This window comes from uncultured Mobiluncus sp., assembly GCF_963511525.1.
Lineage (GTDB): Bacteria > Actinomycetota > Actinomycetes > Actinomycetales > Actinomycetaceae > Mobiluncus.
In genome coordinates this window covers 1-19,533 of the sequence record NZ_CAUPIY010000006.1, presented here as the reverse complement: position 1 = coordinate 19,533, position 19,533 = coordinate 1, and the positions used below count along the sequence as shown (strand labels likewise).

The following is a 19,533-nucleotide window of genomic DNA, read 5'->3' as shown; positions in this document are numbered from 1 at the left end:
GGCCTGTTCATTTTTCCTGACCGGCCCACAGCGGGGCCTCGCCGCTAGCGTTGAGGGTGCCTAAAATTGCTTTGCGCCCGGGCCGCGTGCATGAAAAGATAGAACTATGCAAGCAACAATTCACACTTCTGCAGGCGACATCAGCCTGGAACTTTATCCGCAATCCGCGCCGGTCACAGTAAAGAACTTTACCGACCTGGCGACCGGTGCGCGTCAATGGACTCACCCGATTACCGGGGAAACCTCCACGGACCCGCTTTACAACGGCACGGTGTTTCACCGGGTCATCTCTGGTTTCATGATTCAAGGAGGGGATCCCATCGGCACCGGCACCGGCGGCCCGGGCTACGTCTTTGACGACGAAATCGACCCGGCTTTGGGATTCACCGAACCTTACCTGCTGGCGATGGCCAACGCCGGCACGCGCGGCGGCCAGGGCACCAACGGTTCCCAGTTCTTTATCACGGTCGCCCCGACCACTTGGCTCAACGGCAAGCACACGATTTTTGGCCGCGTCCTGGACGATGCGTCCCGCGCTGTCGTGGACAAAATCGCCGCGACCCAAACGGACCGCTCGGATCGTCCCCTGGAGGACGTCATGATTGAGTCCATCGACATCACGGAGTAAACCCGTTTGACCCCGACACTCCGGCGGTTTTGAATGTACTGTTAAGTCATGAAAAACACCGCAACAGCCCCTAAGCCTTACGTGACTTGGGGGCTTTGTATTGCCTTAATCATCGTCTGGGTTGCCGAACTGTTTATCCCCGGAGTCATCCAGAACTTCGCTTTCCTGCCGCTCCTGGGCCTGTTTGAGCCGTGGCGTTTCATCACCGCGGCGTTCCTGCACGCGGTGCCGACACCGTTCCACCTGGCGTTTAACACCTGGGCTTTGCTGGTGGTCGGCAGGGCGCTAGAACCGGTCGTGGGCCACGTGAAACTGGCTCTAGCGTTTGTCATCAGCGCTTTCGGGGCGCTCATGGCGCAATGCCTGACCGTTTTTGTCGACCCGAACGCCTGGATTACCCCCACGGTGGGCGCGTCCGGGGCGGTCTTTGGGTTCTTTGGTATGGTCCTGGCGATTCAAAAGGTGCTGCGCCTGCCCTGGACGGAAATGGCGACCTTAATCGGGCTGAACTTTGTCATTGGGTTCATGGTTCCTAACGTCGCCTGGGTGGCCCATCTGGGGGGCTTAGCGGTGGGTCTGGTGCTGGGAGCCTACACCGGCTGGGTACTGCGTCACGCGACCTACGTAGCAGTTCCGGGCACGGGCTCGGACGACACTCACTTTGCGGCCAACGCGCCCGAGCCACTGCAGAATCCAGACCCCGCTACCTCGAACGCACCGGACACGCTGAATGCTTCGAAGGCGCCAGAAATTTCCGATGCAAGGGTTCCTGACGGGGCGGATTCCCCAGCCGCTTCGGCCACTCCCGTGGTTCGCCGAGTCACCAATACCACCACACGGCTGCGTGACCTCGCGGTTTACGGCGGAGTTTTTGCCGTGCTGCTAGTGAGTAACTGGGCTTTTTACCATTTCAACTACGAGACTATCTACAGTTTCTTTAAATAATTCCCCAGAAGCGGACTTATAAGGGGAGAATAGCCGGGTAGCTGCCATTATTGGCAGCTACCCGGCTATTCTCCACCTTTAGGAACACTCAAGCAGGTATGGTGCTGATTTAAAGGCGCGCATAAGCTGAAACGGCGAGGTCGTGAGACCTCGCCGTTTCAGTAGCCTAGGGCTTATGCCGCTTACTGCGCGTCAGACTGGCGCTTGCGCCGTGCCGCCAGCAGGCCAATCCCTGCACCTGCCGCAATCATCAGGATGGACAAGCCACCAAAGATTGCTGCTTGCGCACCGGTCCGAGCCAATGTTGGCGGAACCTTCGGGTGCATCGGAGGCAGGGTGGTTGCCGGGGCAACCGGGATGCTCGGCGGGTTACTCGGCGGGTTCGTCGTCTCGGACTTCACCGGAGGAGCCGGAGGAGTCGTGGTCTTAGACTCGACTGGAGGCGTTCCAGGCGTGTACGGAGTACCAGGCGTTCCAGGCGTGTGCGGCGGTTCAGTCGGCTTCACCACGTTCACGGTCTGCGAAGCATCCTCGAGATCTTCGTGAGCCAGAACCGGGGTGTAGGTGCCGGTCGGAGCCGTACCAGCCTTGGGCAGGTTACCAGCGTAGGCCTTCTCAAAGACGACCAGCTTCTCGCCATCAGCCAAGCCTGCCGTGTCCTTCGCGGTCAGCGGAATCGACATCTTCCAGCTGCCGGAGCCGTCAGCCTCGGCCTTCAAGCCGGCCACGGTCACAGGCGAACCAACGATGGAGCCGTCGGACTTCTTGACCAAGGTACCAACCAAGGTGTAGTCAGCACCAGCCTTCAAGCCGTTGTAGGTCACCGTATCGTTCACGGTCGCGCCCTCACCAGCGGTAATCGCCTTGCCGCCGGACAGGTCAGCCGTGGTCTGGAGGTCCAGAGCCGGACGACGAGTGATGATCTGTTTCGGATCAGCGTTGTCGCGGTGTTCCACAATCGGCTTGTCGTTGGCCTTGGGCTCTGCGCCGTCCTTCGTCATCTCGTAGAGAGATTCGAAGAATACCACGTCAGCATCCGGGTTAGCGTCGGCAGGAACCACCATCGGCTTGTCCTTGTCAACGACCCACTCGCTGTTGTCGGTTTCAGCCGTGACCTTCGTCCACTTCACCAGCGGGTTGCCATCGGCACCCAGCACCGGCTTGTTGTCGTTCGGGTCAGCCGTGTCATCGACGTAAACCAGTTCGGTCTTGAGCCAGTAGTCGCGTCCTTGCACCAGGTTGGTGTAGGTGACGGTATCGACCACAGCCGTGTCCTCGCTCGGCTTGAGCATCTTGCCATCGTCCGCGGTGCGAGCCACGGTCGCCAAGGTCGGCGTAACCAAGCTGAACTCGTTGAGAGCGGTGACGCTCACAGTGGCAGCCGGGGTGATGGTGAAGGTCTTGGTGGTACCTTCGGCACCATCAGTCCAGCCTTCAGACTTCCACGTAACCTTCCACTTTGCCTGAGTCGGAATCTGCGCCTTGGCGTCGGTTTCCGTAATGGTTATCTCAGTACCAGTCGGGAAGCCGTCGAACCGCGGACTGACAGCCTTGCTCGGATCCTTCGGGTCAACCGTCAGGTTGAAGCTACCCTTCAGAGCGGTTCCTTGCTTGGCGGTCTTACCATTCGGCACTTTAGCCTCGTAGGTAAAGCTCCAAGTCGTTGGAATCTTAGCCACCACGTCAGCGGGCAGATCCGCAGCCGTCTTGATTACCTTGGTGACCTGGAATCCACCGAAGTGGGTGGAAACTTCGAGCCACTGAGTGCCCTTACCCGAAGCGAGATTCTCTTCATGGTGGAAGGCAATCAAGCCTGCAGCAGTCTTGCCGGTCGGCAACTTGGACAACTGCGTCTCGAAAGCATCCCTATCCTTCGGCATCCGATACAGGTCTTCCCACAAGACGACCGTCTTATGTTCCTGAATCAGCTCGGTCGGAACCTTCACATCGATAGTCCAAGTACCGCTGTGACCACCCACAGCGTAGCCGTTCTCAACAGTGACTTCGCGCACCTCAGAGGGGACGTAGTCAATCTTTTGAGCCTGGCCCGCCTTGTCGTATTCGACGAAGTAGGTGTGCAGCAGGTACTTGCCGCCCTGCAAGTTCTGGTACTTCACCAGGTCGGTAATCGTGTCGCCATTGCTGGCCTTCTTATCGAACTTACCAGTGGTGTGCGTACCGATGGTGACTTCGTTGGTGAACACGTTTTCAGCAGTCACTGTCACGTTCGCAACGCGGTCTTTACCGTTCGGCGTGCCGCCGACGATCACTGTACCCTCGCCGTTCTTCGTGGACTCAACGGTGACGCCGTTGGCCTCGGTGAACTTCACGGTGTCCTTCAGTCCGGCTTGCTCTTCAGCATTCTGGACATTCTCGCTGATGGTGCACTTGTCACCCACGGGAATACCGTCGATGGTCGCGGATTGACCTTCGTGCAGGGTAATCGTGTCAGTCGAACCCTTTTCGGTACAGGTAACCGTGAACACGTACTTCGCGTTGGTGCGTTCGACATTCGCGGTGTTCTCATCCCATCCGGTGACAGCCTTGGTCAGGGTCAAGGACCCGAACTCAGGCCGGTTCACGGTGATGGACTGAGAGTCGGCAGTAATGTCGTTGTGCGTAGCCACCGGCTTGTTGTCACCCTTCGGTGTCACCTTGCCGCCGTCAGCATTTTCATACGTGCCTTCCGCCCACAGCTGCTCGAACACGACCAGGTTATCGCCATCGGACTTAATGTCCGCAGCCTTGACGGTGATGTCCATGGTCGTTTGGTAAACCTTGACATCCTTACCGTACTTGGCGATTTCCTCAGCGTTCGGATCCACAGCCATGCTCGCGGTGACCTTTACGGTCTTCGCGTTAGTAGCCAAGGAACCAGTGTTGCCCGCATCGTAGGCGGTCTTGCTGTAAACCTGACCGTCCAGAGCGTAGGTCTTGCCTTCCTCGACGTTCGCCATGCGGATTACGTCGTGAATCGTGTAGGTTTCGGGAGCCTTCTTGCCTTCCTTGTTGACGCCTTCCCAAACCGTCAGGTTTGACTTGTTGTCGTCAACACTGGCAAGGGTGCCCACGCCAGGATGCTTGACCTTCACAATCTGGTTCTCATCCTTCGGATCCTTGTGATCCGCGACGAGCTTGCCCTTCAGCTGCAGCGATTCGAAAGCCACCAACTTATCGTTAGCCTTCAAGACGCTCAACGGTACTGTGAACTCGACAGTAGCGGCTGTCTTGTTCTCGATAGTCCCGCTCACGCGAGTAGCGCCGTTCGTTGCCTTCGGGGTGTGGAACGTGCCCGTACCAACCACACCGGTGTCACTGACCGTACCGTCAGCCGCGATACCCTTGAGTTCACCGCTGAGGGTGTAATCGGTATCAGGCAGCAGGTTGAAGAACTCAACGTAGTCCGTCAGCTTGACGTTATCGCCTTCCCAAACAACCTTCTGGCCTTCGTATTCCAGCTTGGTGCCGATATGCGGCACGTCCACAACCGTCACGGTCTGGCGACCGTCATTCGGTTCTGCGTGCGTCTTATCCCACGTGATGGTGGCAACGTTAGCCTTGATGGTAGCGTCGTCGCCAGTCACAAGCGAGGCGCGCGTCAGGTATTCGTACGCCACCAGCTTCAACTCGGTGCCAGCATCCTTGGCCGCTTCCATCGGAGCCTTCAGCTTATCAGCCGTCACGTTGAACTTGATGTCCTTGGTCATGTCCACGCTATCCGCGGTGAACCTCTCTAGGCCATCTGCCAAAACTGTTTCGTTAGGCTGACCGGCGTTGTACACCAGGCGGGAAACCAGCACATACTTCTCACCCTTGATGAGACCCTTCATCTGCACCTTATCCTGCAGATCCAGCGCCGCATCGGTCGCGATGACCTGGGTGCCGTCCTGAGCCAAGTCGGTTTCAATACTCGGGTTGTAGGAGGTCTCTACCGTCTGGTCGGAATCCTTCGGATCCTCGTGCTTCAGCGGAGGTTCGTTCGGCTTGTCGGTGCGAATCAGCTGTTCGTAAGCCACGTACTTGTAACCGGGCTTCAGCGTACCCGCCGGGATGGCATTGTAGCTAACCTGCTGAGTGCCACTGGACGCGGTCGGGGTGAAGGTGGCGGTGCCGGTGATACCGGTGTCGCTGACCTTACCGTCCGGTCCGATTTCCATCAGGGTCGCATTCAAGGTGTACTTGACACTCGAAGTCAAACCAACGTAGCTGACCGTATCAACCAGCTGCTTCGAGTCGACCGGAATGGGGTCAATAGTCGTACCAGCCGCACGGTTACCATCCACGCTCAGCACCGTCTTAATGTCGGGCTTTACGCCGGAGCCAACAGTCTGTGCCGGGTCGTCCTTGTCTTGGTGAGTAGACTCAGCCGGACCGTCTGCCTTCTCGCCGAGGTACAGGGTCTCAAACACGACCAGCTCGTCGTTCTCGGCCACAGTACCGGCCGGAATCTCGAAGGTCATGAAGTCGTCCTTGGTAAAGGTCGCTTCGGTCGCCTTGAAGGATTTCGAGGTCACCTTGATACCGGTGGACTTGTTTTGAGTCTTGTTCCACAGTTCGCCAACGACCACGTAGGTTTCGTCAACCTTCATACCGGTGAAGGTCACGGTGTCCTTGACCGTCGACTTAGCGTCGGCAATGACCAGACCACGTTCGCCCTCAGCGCTGGCCTTAGTGGCGAGCTTCGGAGCCCAGACAGTCTGCGAGTCGTCGTTGATGTCGTGGTGGATCAGGTATTCCTTGCCCTCTTGGTACACGGTCTCGAAGACCACGACCGGCTTGCCCAGAATCAAGTTCGCCGGAACCTCGAACTCCAGGAGCTCAAAGCCAGTACCGGAGGTAATAACCTTCTCGACCGGACGGTCTGCCTGACCATCCGCACGGTAAACCGAGTTTGCCGGGCCGATGACTCGCTCCACCGGAGCCAATCCAGGCACAGGCTGCTTGGTTTCCTTATCCATCAACTGACCGGACAGCAGGTAGGCCTTGGGCGTGCCATCGGCGTACTTGGCATCCAGATCCAAACCGGAGTAGTCAACCTTGTCAACAATGGTGACTGCCTTGGTGTTGTCCGCGACTTGGTCGCCGTCAGCCTTATCGGTAGCGGTAGTCTCCAGAGAGCCAACCCTTACGGTCTGCTCAGAGGATGCCATCTCCTTGTGCTCCGCGACGACTTCGCCCTTGGCGTCCACGAGTTCCTCAAAGACCACGAACTTCGCGCCGGCCTTGACCTTGTCAGCCGGAATCGTGAAGGTCACATCCTTGTCAGTCGTGCCCTTAGTGACTTCGACGTTCGGGACATCGCTGGTCGCGATGACGGTCTTGCCGTCCTCAGCCATCAGCTTACCCTTCAGGGTGTAGGTACCCGGAGCGGCGTTCGTGATAGTCACCTTGTCGTCAACAGTAACGTCCTTCTGATCCTTCTGGAGTTGAACCAGCTTGGCACCATTCACGGTTGCGACGGTAGCCAAGGACGGGTTGTAAACGACCTGTGAGTCATCGTTGATTTCATGGTGGGTAGCAACAACGGCGTCACCATCCATGAGGTCTTCGAACACAACCACCGGGGCGGTCGCCAGAGCGGCCTTATCCACCTCGAACTTCACGATGGCCTTCACAGCATCCTTGTCCTTCGAGGACGGAGTCTTAGCCACGAACTTCGCGGGCGTGACCGTGACGAACTGGTCGGCAATCGGGTCTCCAGCGTGAACCACAGTTCCGCCGGCCAAAGTGGCGTCAGCCTGGTAGTGCAGGGTACCGGTAACGGTGTATTCCTTGCCTACCTGCAGACCCTCGTAATCCACCAGGTCGTAAATCACGACCTTGGCATGGGAATTGTCGAGGTTCTTATCGCTCTTATCCGAACCCTTACCATCCTTGCCGCCATCATAAGCGGTGGTGGTAATGGAGTTCTTCACCACGTTGACGGTCTGCGCCGGGTCGTTCGGGTTGGTGTGCTTGACCACAACCTTGCCAGTGGCGTCGCCATCGTGCAAGGTCTCAAAGACCACCAGGTCCTTGCCCTCTACGATGCTGTCAGCAGGAACCGTGAACTTCATGGTCTGCTCGCCAATGACGCCCTTCGCGTCAGAGGTAACCTTCACCGGCTGCACAGTCACACCCGGCACCTTGCCGGCGTCAGACTTGGCACCCTTGTCGGTGGTGACGTAGTGCAACTCACCAACCAGGGTGTAGTTGTGGTTCGGCTCGAACTTGCCGGTGAACGTCACGGTATCGGTGATGACCGCGTTCTTTTGACCAGGAATCATAGTCTGGTTCCCGTCGGAGTCCTTCGCGGAAGTTTGCATCCCGCCGGAGTGAACCGTCTGAGCCTCATCGGTGATGTCGTGGTGGATAGCCACGGGCTTGCCGTTCAGCTTCAGGTTTTCAAAGACCACCAGATCCTTGCCCGTCGGGGTGGGCTGGCCGTTTTCGTCAACCCACAGACCCAGCTCCTTGGCCTTGTCCACGCTCATCTCGAAAGTGAGGTCCTTCTGGAACTTGCCATTCGCGTCGGCAACAACCTTGACGTCTCCGTCATTGTTGAACACACCGGTGTGAACCGGATTGCCGTCCGCGTCGGCCATCATCAACTCGCCGTCAATGGTGTATTCCTTGCCCGGAATCAGGCCGGAACCGGTGACGGTATCAATGATCTTGATGGGTTGGGTCGGATCGACGTACTTGTCGCCGTCGCCGTCCTTCGCGTCAGTAGTGACGCCGGGGACGTAAACGGTCTGAGCTTCGTCCTTCGGGTTAGCGTGTTCAGCAACGGTAGCCTCCGGGTTGGTGGGCTTTCCGGCCGTCTGGTCGAAGTCGCTCGCCTTGTAGAGTTTCTCGAACACTACGTACTTCTCACCACTCACGACCTTCACACCTGGGAAGGTGAGTTTCATCGTGCCGTTGGCGGGAGCATCCTTGGCGATGTTCAGCGGCTCAAACGTGGTCTGAACCTGCGTGGTGTTATTGCCGTTAATCTTCATCAGCTGGCCGTACATGATGTACTCGCCCGGAGCGATGGAGTTGTAGGCAACCTTATCGTTCACGACTACGCCGGAGAGTTCCTTAGTCTTGGAATCCTTTACCGGCTTGGCGTTAGTCATGTCAACGGTTGCGGCACGAGCACCCTCAGCCTCAGCAGCACCGCCCTCGACGCTCGCGGTTGTGCCGATTGACGGGCTGTAAACCGTCTGATCCTCATCGGTGATATCGGAGTGAGTCGCTACGACTACATCGCCATCCTTGACTTCCTCAAAGGCCACAACTGTTTGGGTCTTTAGGGACTTAGCCTTGACGGTAAAGGTCAGTTCGACCTCACCCTCTTTGACAAGGGCATCGCGCGGACCGTCGACCGTGAAGGTCTTGGTTGCGGTTGCGCCCGGATCGTTGAGCGCACCAGCATCGTTTCCGTAAGCATCCTTGACATGCAAGGTACCGGTCAGGGTGTAGGTCCGACCTCCGGCGAGGTTGGTCCACTTGACCACATCCTTGACAGTAACCGTCGCGTCGTCCGCAACGGCCGGCGTCACAGGCTTGTCAATCGAAGCGGTCGTCTTTAACTTCGGCGTGTACAGCTTCTGGCAGATGTCCTTTACATCCGCGTGGAAGGGCAGGTTTGCTGCCTTAGACATATCCTGCAGTTCAGCCGGGGTCTTGCCCGCGAGGCTGTTAGTATCCGTATCCTTCGGCAACATATATTCGAACATCACATATGTGGCACCGGGAGTCAGGTTAGCGGTCTGCAGGGTGAACTCGTTATCTACACGATTCTTGCCAAAGAATTTCTGTCCACCCGGAACAGTAATCGTCTTGGCATTGTCCACTACAGACTTGCTGGTATCATCCGTCTGCACCAAGCGGCCATACAGGACGTAATCACCTGCAGGAACCCTGGTGTACGTGAGATTATCAGTCAGATTCTGTTTCTGTGTCGGTACAGTCTCTTTGTTCGTAGACAAGACGCGCGAATTGGTCGTCCTGTCGAAGGCGATAGTCCACATATCCGGTGACCACCGCGGGATGATGGATTGAGCCTTCGGTAGCGTCAGCTCAGAACCATAGGCCAAGCACCTTGTGCACTGATTCAGCTGCATCGGGTTTCCACCGTTGAACACCATAATGCCAGCGGCGATACCTTCGGGGTGTTCCTTCAGTAATTCAACCGGAATCGTGAAGGAAATTTCCTTAGTGAAATCAGTTGCCCCTGAGGGAACAGTCACTTCCTCAGCGTAATAATCCCAATTGGCTCCATTTTCGCTCTTCCAAGGGAGGTACCCGTCATAGAAGAGACCCGTTTGTCCGGCCTGGCTGGTGGAGTACAAACGCTCCACAATCGTGTAAGTCTTGCCCGGAGTGACATTCTTCAAGGTAACTTTATCGGTCAGTTTAACCCGATCTTGACCAGGCTTAACATCGATTACCTTGATGCCGTCTTGGAAGATGCGGTGACCGTCAGCAGTAGCCTGTTGGTCAGGAGCATCCAAGTCAGTTTCAATGCTGGCGTAGCAATCCCACCGGTTGAGCATCTTCACGGAGACGTTGGCTTCGGAAGTGACATCGAAGGTGATAGCGGCCTTTTCTCCATCAGGCTGCAACATATCAAAGGCGTACTTAACCGGGGTGGCCAGAGCCTTGCCGTTGGCATCAGTGGCTGAAATTTCAGCCTTGTGACGCCAGCCGCCGTACTGGAGAGCGTTCTTATCGTTAAAGCTCTCATCGTCCAGCTCCGCTACCGTACACTTCGAGTTGTAAGGCACCGTGCCAAAGTCGAGAACGTTGCCGTTGACATCAACCTTGACTGTCTTATCGACAACCGTGTTATCGCCACTCTTGCAGGTGACGTGCATATTCACGAAGTCGCGGTTCATGTAGCGGTAGTACTCGTTGTAATTCTGCCTCATGTTGAAGTTATCCACGGAGTAGTCGAGTCTGCCGTGTGCCGAAGTGGCTTCCGCCACCTTCTGCAGCGACAGCTTGACTTCCTTGTAGGTCAACTTGTTCGTAGCAGTCAGGTTGGTTACGGAACCGTCCTTGCCGATAGTGAACTTGCCGGCGGTAGTACCTTCGGCACCGAACACAAAGTTACCCTTAGCGCCGACTGCAGTGTAAGGAGTCGGCTCTACGCCCTTCGTGGTCGTAGATTCATTCAAGGACCAGGACACTTCGGCAGCTATGCCAGCGGTATTACCACTCGGGGTGACCTCGCGGATGGAACACTTGGAACCGGTCGGAATATCCCCGGAAGTCCAGGTCTTGCCCGCCTCAACGTTGAACTTGATGGGGGCATCCTGGGTACCAATCTTGGATTCGTCCGGGGTCACACACCAGTACTCGAAGTTGTATGAGCCGTTGGTAATCGAGGCGGTGGAGTCAGCGGCAATCGCTTTCGTGACGCTGAACTTGCCGTTCGCCTTGGAGTAGGTGTTGGTCACGTTGACCTCAACGACGTTGTCCTTGTCTACTACGAAGTCGTTCTTCGACAGAGTAGCCGACAGGGTCGAGCCTTCCTCAGTCTTTGCACCGGCCTGATCCTCGGTGATGTGGCACTTGTAACCGACAGGGATGTTCTCTGCGAACTTGTAGCCCTTATCGGTGACTTCCTTTACCTTGCCTTCCACCTTTTGGGTGTCATCGTTCGGGTCAGCACAGGTGTAGGTAAAGTCATAAGACTCCTTCACCGTGATGTTCTTGGCGGCAGTAACCGCCTTGATAATCTTGAACTTGCCCAGCTCGCGCGTGTAAGTGTTGATGACCTCAACAGTCTTACCGTCGGTGGTGCCCAGGGTCACGGAACCGGTGGCGGTCTTGGAAATGCTGTTTTCGCCTTCCTTCATCTCCACGGTCCAGATGTGTCCGGCCACCTTCGCGCTGTCTGCAGATTCGGTGATGGTACAGGTCGCACCGACCGGAATCTTCACGCCGTTCACATCAGTGGTGAACTCGGCCTTGTCAGTATTCTTAAAGGTCTTGCCGTCCATGATGACGTGGTCGGCGTTATCAGTCGGGTACTTACAAGTAGCCGAGAGCTTGACCTCCTTAGAGCCAACGTTGGTGTTCTTACCAGCCACGACGGTCTTGCTGACCACCAGCTTGGTGTCGGGCACCGTGAAGTCGTTGGTGGCGCCAATCATCAGCGCTTCGTCTTCCTTATCCACGGTGAAGGCCACGCCGTTGGGTTGGGCACTCGCATTGGTATCGAAAGGCTTGACTTCCTTGCCGTCAACCGGGTCAGCGGAGCCAACGGTCCACTTGGTTGTGGGCTTTTCGTTAGCCTTTGCCACTACCGGTTTCTCCCACACGACACACTTGGTGCCTACGGGGAGTTTCTCGACCGTGACCGGGTCGCTGCCGACGCTCAGGTCGTAACCGACACCGTTCTTAACCGCTCCGGCCGGGGTCTGGCAGGAGTAGTTGAAGTAGAACTGTTCAGTGTGGTTACCAGCGTTGTTACCGGTGAGGGCGGCCTTGTAGAACTTAAAGCCGGTCATCTTTTCGGTGTAAACGTTGGTAGCGGCGAACTGGAAGACGTTGCCTTGAGTCACAGTCTGTTCACCGGACGCCAGGTCCTTACCTGCCGGAACGAACGAGGTCGACACATACTTCAACGGGTTCGCGTTCAGATCATTCACCAGCTGTTTGTTGGTGGCGTCCAGTTGAGTCTTCGGCTCAGCCACGGAACACTTGGAGTCCTTCGGCACCACAATCGCTGCCGATTCCTGACCGGGGGCTACTTCGATGAAGTCAGCCTTGGCCTGGGAGCCAAACGGAGTGGCCTGAGTGTAGGTCTTACCGTTCGGGGCCTTACAAGAATAAGTGAACTTAAAGGTGGCATCGGGCTTGAAGGTGGCTCCGCCCTGGACGACCTTCTTAATGGTGAAGCTCGCCTTGTCGTAATCCAAGGTGTTCTTAGCTTCCAGCTTCAACACCTGAGCCTTGCCATCCTTTTGTTCGGGAATGGTGAACTGCTTGAAGCCAGCGTTAGTGCCGGTGGCGTTGGCGAGGTCCGTCACCCAAGACGGGGTGACGGTGACGCCGTCAATCTCTACCGGCTTTTCCTTGATGTAGCAGGTGGTGCCGACCAAGATGTTGTCAACGGTCTTGGTTTCCCCAGCCTTCAAGTCCAGGGTGCCGTTGGTCTTAGCATCATCGTTACACTTGTAATCAAAAGCAAAACTGGTGGCTTCGGCCTTGGCGTCGCCGTCAACACTCTTGGTGACAGAGAACTTGCCGTAGTTTGCTTTCACCGTGTTCTCGGCGGTAACGCTCACCGCGGGCTTTTCGCCTTCCTTGATGACTACCTTGGCGTCGTCTCCACCGAGCGACTGAGCATTGGTGTACTCAACCGTGCTGGTAGCAGCCGGGGTGGACGGGTTGTCCTCGTGAATCATGCACTCGGTATCTGCCAAGTAGGACTTCGAAGTCCAGGTCTCGCCGTTCTTCAGGCTAAAGGTAATCGGATCCTCATCACCGCAGGTGACACGGAACGCGAAAGCCTTGTCCTTCAGCGGGTTCGCACCGTCAGCCTTAACCGTCTTGGTCAGCTTGAACGAACCCATCTTGTGTTCGTAGAGGTTCGTCGCCGTCACCACAACAGTTGCGCCGTTGGTCGGAACCTTGAACTTGAATCCAGCAGCGGAGTTTTCCAAGATGTCGGCTGGCAACAATCCGGTTTGCCCAAAGGTCAAGGACTTAAAGTTAGCCCCAGTCACCTTGGTGCTGTTCGTATCTTCTTTAATGGTGCAGGTCATGCCGGCTTTAATGCCAGACTTGACGGCCACCGGAGCGCCATTAGCAGGGACAATCTCATTGCCACTGACTGGTTTCCCGGTCGTGCCTTCGCACACATAGCTCAGCGAGAAGTTACCGTCAACATTGCCCTTATCCCCATTGACGTACTTGGCCACCTTTTGCAGGCTGAAGGCCGCGTCGGCGGGCTGGTAGTAGTTGGTAAAGGCAACCCCGTGGGTGGAGCCATCCTGAATCGGTTTCACCGCAACCGTGTCCGACTCAGTGGTCGTACCCGCAGCATTCGTGTTCTTGACGACTACGTTGTAGCCTTCCGGAGCGGTCGGCTTGGTTTCGGTAACGGTACACTTGGTGCCGACCGGCAGACCCTTGACTTCATAAGTCCACGGGTTGCTATCCGTGTCGGTAGCGGCATCCTCGGGAAGCGAGAAACTTCCGCCAGCCACACCGTTATCACAGGTGTAGGTGAACTCGAACTTGCCGCCTTTGTTGGCATTCGCCGCCGCGGCATCCTTGTCGTAACCCTGGACAATCTTCGTAACCTTGAAGTTGCCAGTCTTTTCCTGATAGGTGTTGGTCGCAATGACACTGATGTCACCAGCTTGACCCATCACGAACGTGGCCTTATAACCATCAGTAGTCGCTACAGCATCGCCGTCCTGAGTGGCGTTGGTGGCAGACCAACTGGGAGCGACGGACATATTGACCGGAGCGGACCGGTAGGTTTCCTCGATAGTGCACTTGTCTCCGGGGGTCACCTCAATGATGCTAGGCGTTCCCGCCTTGGTGCTATCCGTGTTGGCCGCGCCACCCTTAGCCGGAGCGTAGAGGGTCTGATCCGTTCCATCATCACAAGTGACGTGGAAGGTCACGTTGCCGCTAGCTTTATCAGCAGCGCCGTCAGCAGCCTTGGTCAGGGTCAGCTGAGCCTTGTTCTTAACGATGTTAACGGTCTGATCCGCGGTCTCGCCGGTGTGCTGGGCGATGATGTTGAGCTTGCCGTAGTCAGAATCGATCTGTCCGCCGCCAACGTACTTCGGGTCGGAAGTCGCCAGGATTTCTTCGTAATAGAACTTGTCGCCGTCCTTAACCTCGGAGGCCTTCACCGGATACGGGAACAGACCTTTCAAGGTGTCGCTACCGCTAATAGTGACTTCCTGACTGAACACCTTGGTGGTGACTTTGTCACTAACCTTTGTAAGTTTGCCAATCAGATACATCTTACCGGTGACGGTAGGAATGTTCTCATACTTCACATCATCGGTAAGGGTGATGACCTCATCCGCGCGGGAGAACGTGGCGGTTTCCGCGCCGGGCAGCGAGTCAGCGCCGTTCACCTTCGCGGTGGTGGAAATGAAAGGCTTCGGTTCGGGAACATGAGTCCAAGATACTTCCAGTAGCCCGGAGACATCGAGGTTCTTCTTTAACACCACGACCTGACCTTGGGTAGGCCCATCCGGGTTATCAATGAAGTAAGGATTCTCGACATCCTTTACCGAACCCGTAAAGTAAATCTTAAACGCGTTCTGATTGGCAATCTTCAGGGTCACCCCATTGACCGCATCCTTCAAGCTAATCTTTTCGATGGGTTTACCATTTTGATCAGTGGCACCCTCCACCTTGAGGTAAACCTGGTCGCCAATGTACTGGCCTTCAGGTGAGTTCGGGTCGTAATCGTTCAACTGCACGGTCAACAGAGACGTGCCGTCTTTAGCCGGTTCCAGGGACACCTGGTCGAGGTGCATGGTTTCCAGAGCTTTAATGACATTGCCATCCGGGCGATTCTGGTATGCAGTACGAGCTTGCTCAATGAGGGATTTGACATCGGTAACTCCCGCATCACCCCATGACATCTTGTCAAGGTTCCAGGCACGCCCATTATCGGTAATGCCAAAAATGACCATCCAGATTGCGTTCTGGTAATGACCCCAGTTGGCGCCATTACTATTCTTGGCGAAATGCCAAGCCAGGGCCTTAACGGTTTCTGCCTTCTCAGGGTTATCTTTAGCCCAGTAGATTGTGGATTTGGAAGGGTCAGTGTAAATCTTGTGTCCGCCAGTTTGGAAACCATAGAAAGGCTCCACGCAGAAACTCGCCTGTCCGTCTACTTTGAAAGAGTTCGTATTATCGCTGGGATACAGAGCCAGGAAATCAATTGCGGGATGATTTGCCGTACCTTCATTTCGATGCTTTTTCCCCCATTGCCAGACATTCGATTGGCCTTTCTTGTCGGCTGTCCAGTTCTTAACCAAGATAAATGAACCCACGGGAACGATAGGTCCGTTTTCTTCACAAGCCTTAATGCCGGGGAACTTAGAGGCGCTGGGAGCTTTGCTGTACTGTTGCTCATACCAGTCCAGGCCCTGTTTGCGCAGTTTATCGAACTGGGCGTTGATGTTATCCACCATTTTTTCCTTGGTGGCATCATCAAAAGGCTTACCACTCATAAACTCTTTCAGCTGATTCAACACATCTGTCTTAGCGTCATCGACCTGTTTATTAAAGGCGGCAATCGCGGTGTCTTTGTCCACGCTGGGATCAAACTTGAGCTTGATTTCTTTCATCCTGGGCTCAAATTTGTAAGCGAAAGGAACCGCGCCGGAAGTAACCGTTGCGGACGGGGTGGCGGACGGCGCCTTATTTGGACCAGCCACCGGAGTTGATGGCTCCGCTGAGGGTTCCGAAGTTTGAGGAGCAGGCTCAACCGATTCCTGCGGGCTGGCAGGCAACTGCGGAGCAGTGGTGGAACCGGTGGACGCGGTGGAGGTACCCGGGTCGCTGGAGGGGTCGGAAGTCTGAGCAAAAATACGCGCCTGAGTCGCACCCGTATCTGCAGGAGCGCCAGCCGCTGCCATCGCTTCGCCTTCGATGGGTTCTAAGTTCAGGGTGAAAGTATCCTCATCTTCCTCAGGGTCAACAGCGGAAACAGCAGAACGGCTGGAGGAAGCCGCCTGGCTGGAAGATCCTGAGGGGTTAAAAGGTAGCGTAGTGGAGGAACTACCGGGGAAGATTACCCACGCGCCAAAACCTTTCTCAGTGGTAGAAGCAATTTTAGTTTTTGCAATAATGCCACGGTCAGGCGCGACTTGATCCAGGGCATCATAACCATCCCAGAATGGGGTGCCGTTCCTGTCGACTTTTGTGGCCTTGGTAATACACTCTTTGGGCAGGTAGTGAGCTGTGAAATCCCCGACCTGGGCTGTCTCGCCGTAGTGCGCCGCAGCTTCCTGCGGGTCTTTAGTCGAGAACAACTGTCCGGTATATGCCAACCTGTAGCGCACATTACCGTTGGAACCGACATTAAAGTTTGCATCGGGCGAAACGTTCACCGTTGGATGAACCGAAGCCATGGCGTTCGGAGTCGCCGCCAAGGAAGGCATCACCAAGCCGCCAACGGCCCACGCCACGGCGATTGCTGAAGCAATCAACCCCGCGGTCCAGTTTCGGCTCTTTTTATTCTGTTGCTTAAAGCTCACTAAAGTGGGCTTTCCGGGCTGGTTTTGCCGCGGTTTCTTGGCTATAGCACTCATGCTCAAATACCTCCATTTGTTAGCCATTTCTTCGGTTTTAGCCCTTTTGGGGACACTTCACCTGCTTATATACAGTGATAAGAATACCAGGTTTCCCAGCTATCTCCAAGAGTCTTTCCAGGATTGTGCTGACAATCTAACTATCACTCCAGGGGCGTTCGGCAAACCCCCGTTTTCCTTTAGGAAAACTCAGCTTAACAGGGCAAATTTCGCGAAAATTAGCGGCAGTTTTCAGCGCTCTCTAAGAATACAAAGCTGAGTTTGTCACCTCAACCCGAGCTAGCAAAACGGCAAATAAACAGTAAAAACGGCGGTTTTCTGCAAATCTCCACAGTTTTTGTCGCGAACCTGAAAATAACCTTAAAAATCGAATTCGAACCTGAGAGTAGCACCCTCCAACGGCGCTTTTGCCCGCAAAAACAGACCAAGAGCACCGGCGCTGCCGCACCGACCTTGTGAAAACACCTCTAACACCTGAACCCAGAAACTCGCCGCCGCGACCACCAAAACCGACCAAACATTTTCAGGATTCCTTAAGCCTCAGGGTGTCGAGTTTCACATAGTGAAACGGAGAGACCATATGTTTTGAATGGAAACCCCCGGAAAACCGCGAAAAAACTCGGTGAAAGAATTTGAAAAAAGCACTTGTAATTTCCTGAAAATAGGGTATAGTTAACTGTATAGCGGCGTTGATGCTGGACTTGTCCGTAATCAACTGACCGCGAGGATTGAATCTGGAGGAACCATGCAGACACAAAAGAAGGGCATGATGGCCGCCGTGGCGCTCGCCCTGGTGGTGGCTTTGAGCACCCTGTTGCCTGCTCAGGCTGCCGACCACGAATCCAGCACGACCGGAAACACTCAAGTACAGCCCGTAGAAATCTCCTACGGCGACTACGAACAGGTCATGGTAGAGGTCAGCGCTGATTAGAACAGTGAGCAAAAGCCTTTAGACCCGCCGCAAACCGGTGGGTCTTTTTTTCACCCTCACACCGGGCATCACACCAGACCGAGGAACCTATGGAACGCAGCAAGATACTGGAAACCCTGCAGGAACACGGCGTCGAATACAAGCTGGTGGAACACCCGCCGGCCACGACCATCGAGCTGGCGGACGAATATATCGAGGGCCACGAGGGTGTGCGCACCAAGAGCCTGTTCCTGACCAACCGCAAAAAGACCCGCACATACCTTTTAATTACAGACGAGTATAAACAGATTGACCTGAAAGGTTTTGCCGGCGAAGTCGGGGAAAGCCGCCTCTCGTTCGGGTCCGGAGAGCTGCTGGCTCAGACCCTCGGCCTGGAACCGGGAGTCGTCTCGCCCCTCGGCATGATTGACCCCGGCCACCGTTCGGTCGCGCTCTACCTGGACAAAGCCATGATGCAGGAGGAAATTTTCACCTTCCATCCGGGCGACAACCGCGCCACCCTGTTCCTGGGGACCCAGGATTTCCTGCGGCTCTATGACGAGCTGGGGATTGCATACCATCTGGTGGAAGTGTAATTCCGCCCTCCGGCTTCGCAGCTTGGTTTAGTCGGCTGACGGACTTTATTGGCCGAGCCGGAACGGTTGGCCGAGCGGTCCACACCGGGTGACGCAGATCCACGCTAGTTGGCGGACTTTATTTGCCGAGTCAGGTCGCCAACGCGGACGCCCAGCCCGTTGTTACGTCACCAGCCCAGGCGGAGACACCCACGCTGTAACCACCCCGCTTGTGAGAACCGCAACACATGCCGGGCCCGCCGCGCCTGTGAGAACCCCAACGCAACCCACCGCGCTTGTGACATCGTCAGCACACCCCAGCGCGAGGTAGCTCCGGTTACATAGCGTCGATGAGGTCGCGCACCAGACCGCTGGGAGTGGTGTTCATTTTTTTGGCCAAGGCGGTTATTTTGTTTCTCCGGGCTTCGTCCAACCGAATCGTGAAAGGTTGGGCGTTTTTTCCGATGGTAACGGGCCTACCGGGCTTGGAGGGGGCGAGATGCGAGCCCGTGTACTCGGGTTCGGTCTCTTGGGCGGTGGCCCATTGCTCGATTTGTTCATCGCTGTAGGTCGTGCCGTTTGCCGCAGTCCAATTCATTTTTCCAGCCCTACCTCTCTCAATGTTTTCCTGGTTGCCATTACGTATGACATATATTGTATTACTAAAGCGTGCAAGGCATTTTCACAGTGAGACGTGGCTTGTGACACCACCAGCCCTGGCGGAGACACCCACGCTGTAACCACCCCGCTTGTGAGAACCGCAACTCATGCCGGGCCCGCCGCGCTTGTGAAAACCCAATGCAACCCACCGCGCTTGTGACATCGTCAGCACATACCGGTGCGTACCCCCGCATACCCCGCGAATTTGCGCAAGATAGCGGGTTCGGGTAGTATCTTCTGGTGCCCAAAGGGCCTATAGCTCAGTTGGTTAGAGCGCAGTCCTGATAAGACTGAGGTCGCTGGTTCGAGCCCAGCTAGGCCCACCAACCCCGAACAGTCGGGGTTTTTTCATAACAAACGGGGCTATAGCGCAGCTGGTAGCGTATCTGCTTTGCAAGCAGAGGGTCGGGGGTTCGAGTCCCCCTAGCTCCACTGAAGGGACGCTCATTTTGATACAAAGTGGGCGTCCTTTTGTATGCCCGAAATCTGGGTTAAGTAACATTTTGTGTGTCTTTATTTCGGGTTTTTCTTTGCGGTGTAAGG

The 19,533-nt window shown here is 55.8% G+C and carries 6 protein-coding genes and 2 tRNA genes; 6 read left to right on the top strand and 2 right to left on the bottom strand.

What is annotated here, in order from left to right:
- Positions 1–106: 106 nt before the first annotated feature.
- Positions 107–628 (top strand): peptidylprolyl isomerase, encoded by a 522-nt coding sequence (locus RQ935_RS05675; RefSeq protein WP_296180250.1) that lies wholly within the window; start codon positions 107–109, stop codon positions 626–628.
- A 48-nt stretch (positions 629–676) separates the two neighbouring features.
- Entirely contained in the window at positions 677–1,573 is an 897-nt protein-coding gene (locus RQ935_RS05670) for a rhomboid family intramembrane serine protease (RefSeq protein WP_311497541.1), read from the top strand.
- A 182-nt stretch (positions 1,574–1,755) separates the two neighbouring features.
- On the opposite strand, the gene RQ935_RS05665 is transcribed toward RQ935_RS05670, so the two are convergent.
- Complete coding sequence (locus tag RQ935_RS05665; protein WP_311497540.1) at positions 1,756–16,845, bottom strand: VaFE repeat-containing surface-anchored protein; 15,090 nt, start codon at positions 16,843–16,845, stop codon at positions 1,756–1,758.
- Positions 16,846–17,590: 745 nt separating this feature from the next.
- Between RQ935_RS05665 and RQ935_RS05660 the strand changes: the two genes are divergently transcribed.
- Together RQ935_RS05660 and RQ935_RS05655 are read left to right on the top strand one after the other, a co-directional pair.
- A complete protein-coding gene (locus RQ935_RS05660) occupies positions 17,591–17,776 on the top strand; it encodes a hydrolase (protein WP_311497539.1) in 186 nt (61 codons plus the stop codon).
- 89 nt (positions 17,777–17,865) lie between these two features.
- Positions 17,866–18,351 carry a prolyl-tRNA synthetase associated domain-containing protein gene (locus RQ935_RS05655; protein ID WP_298633830.1) on the top strand — a complete coding sequence of 162 codons (486 nt, stop codon included), beginning with the start codon at positions 17,866–17,868 and terminating at the stop codon, positions 18,349–18,351.
- 316 nt (positions 18,352–18,667) lie between these two features.
- Here the strand turns inward: RQ935_RS05655 and RQ935_RS05650 are convergent, their stop codons facing one another.
- Entirely contained in the window at positions 18,668–18,928 is a 261-nt protein-coding gene (locus tag RQ935_RS05650; protein ID WP_311497538.1) for a CopG family transcriptional regulator, read from the bottom strand.
- A gap of 311 nt (positions 18,929–19,239) precedes the next feature.
- Between RQ935_RS05650 and RQ935_RS05645 the strand changes: the two genes are divergently transcribed.
- Positions 19,240–19,316 (top strand) — tRNA-Ile (locus RQ935_RS05645).
- Positions 19,317–19,349: 33 nt separating this feature from the next.
- Positions 19,350–19,422: transfer RNA gene (locus tag RQ935_RS05640), tRNA-Ala, on the top strand.
- Positions 19,423–19,533: the final 111 nt, after the last annotated feature.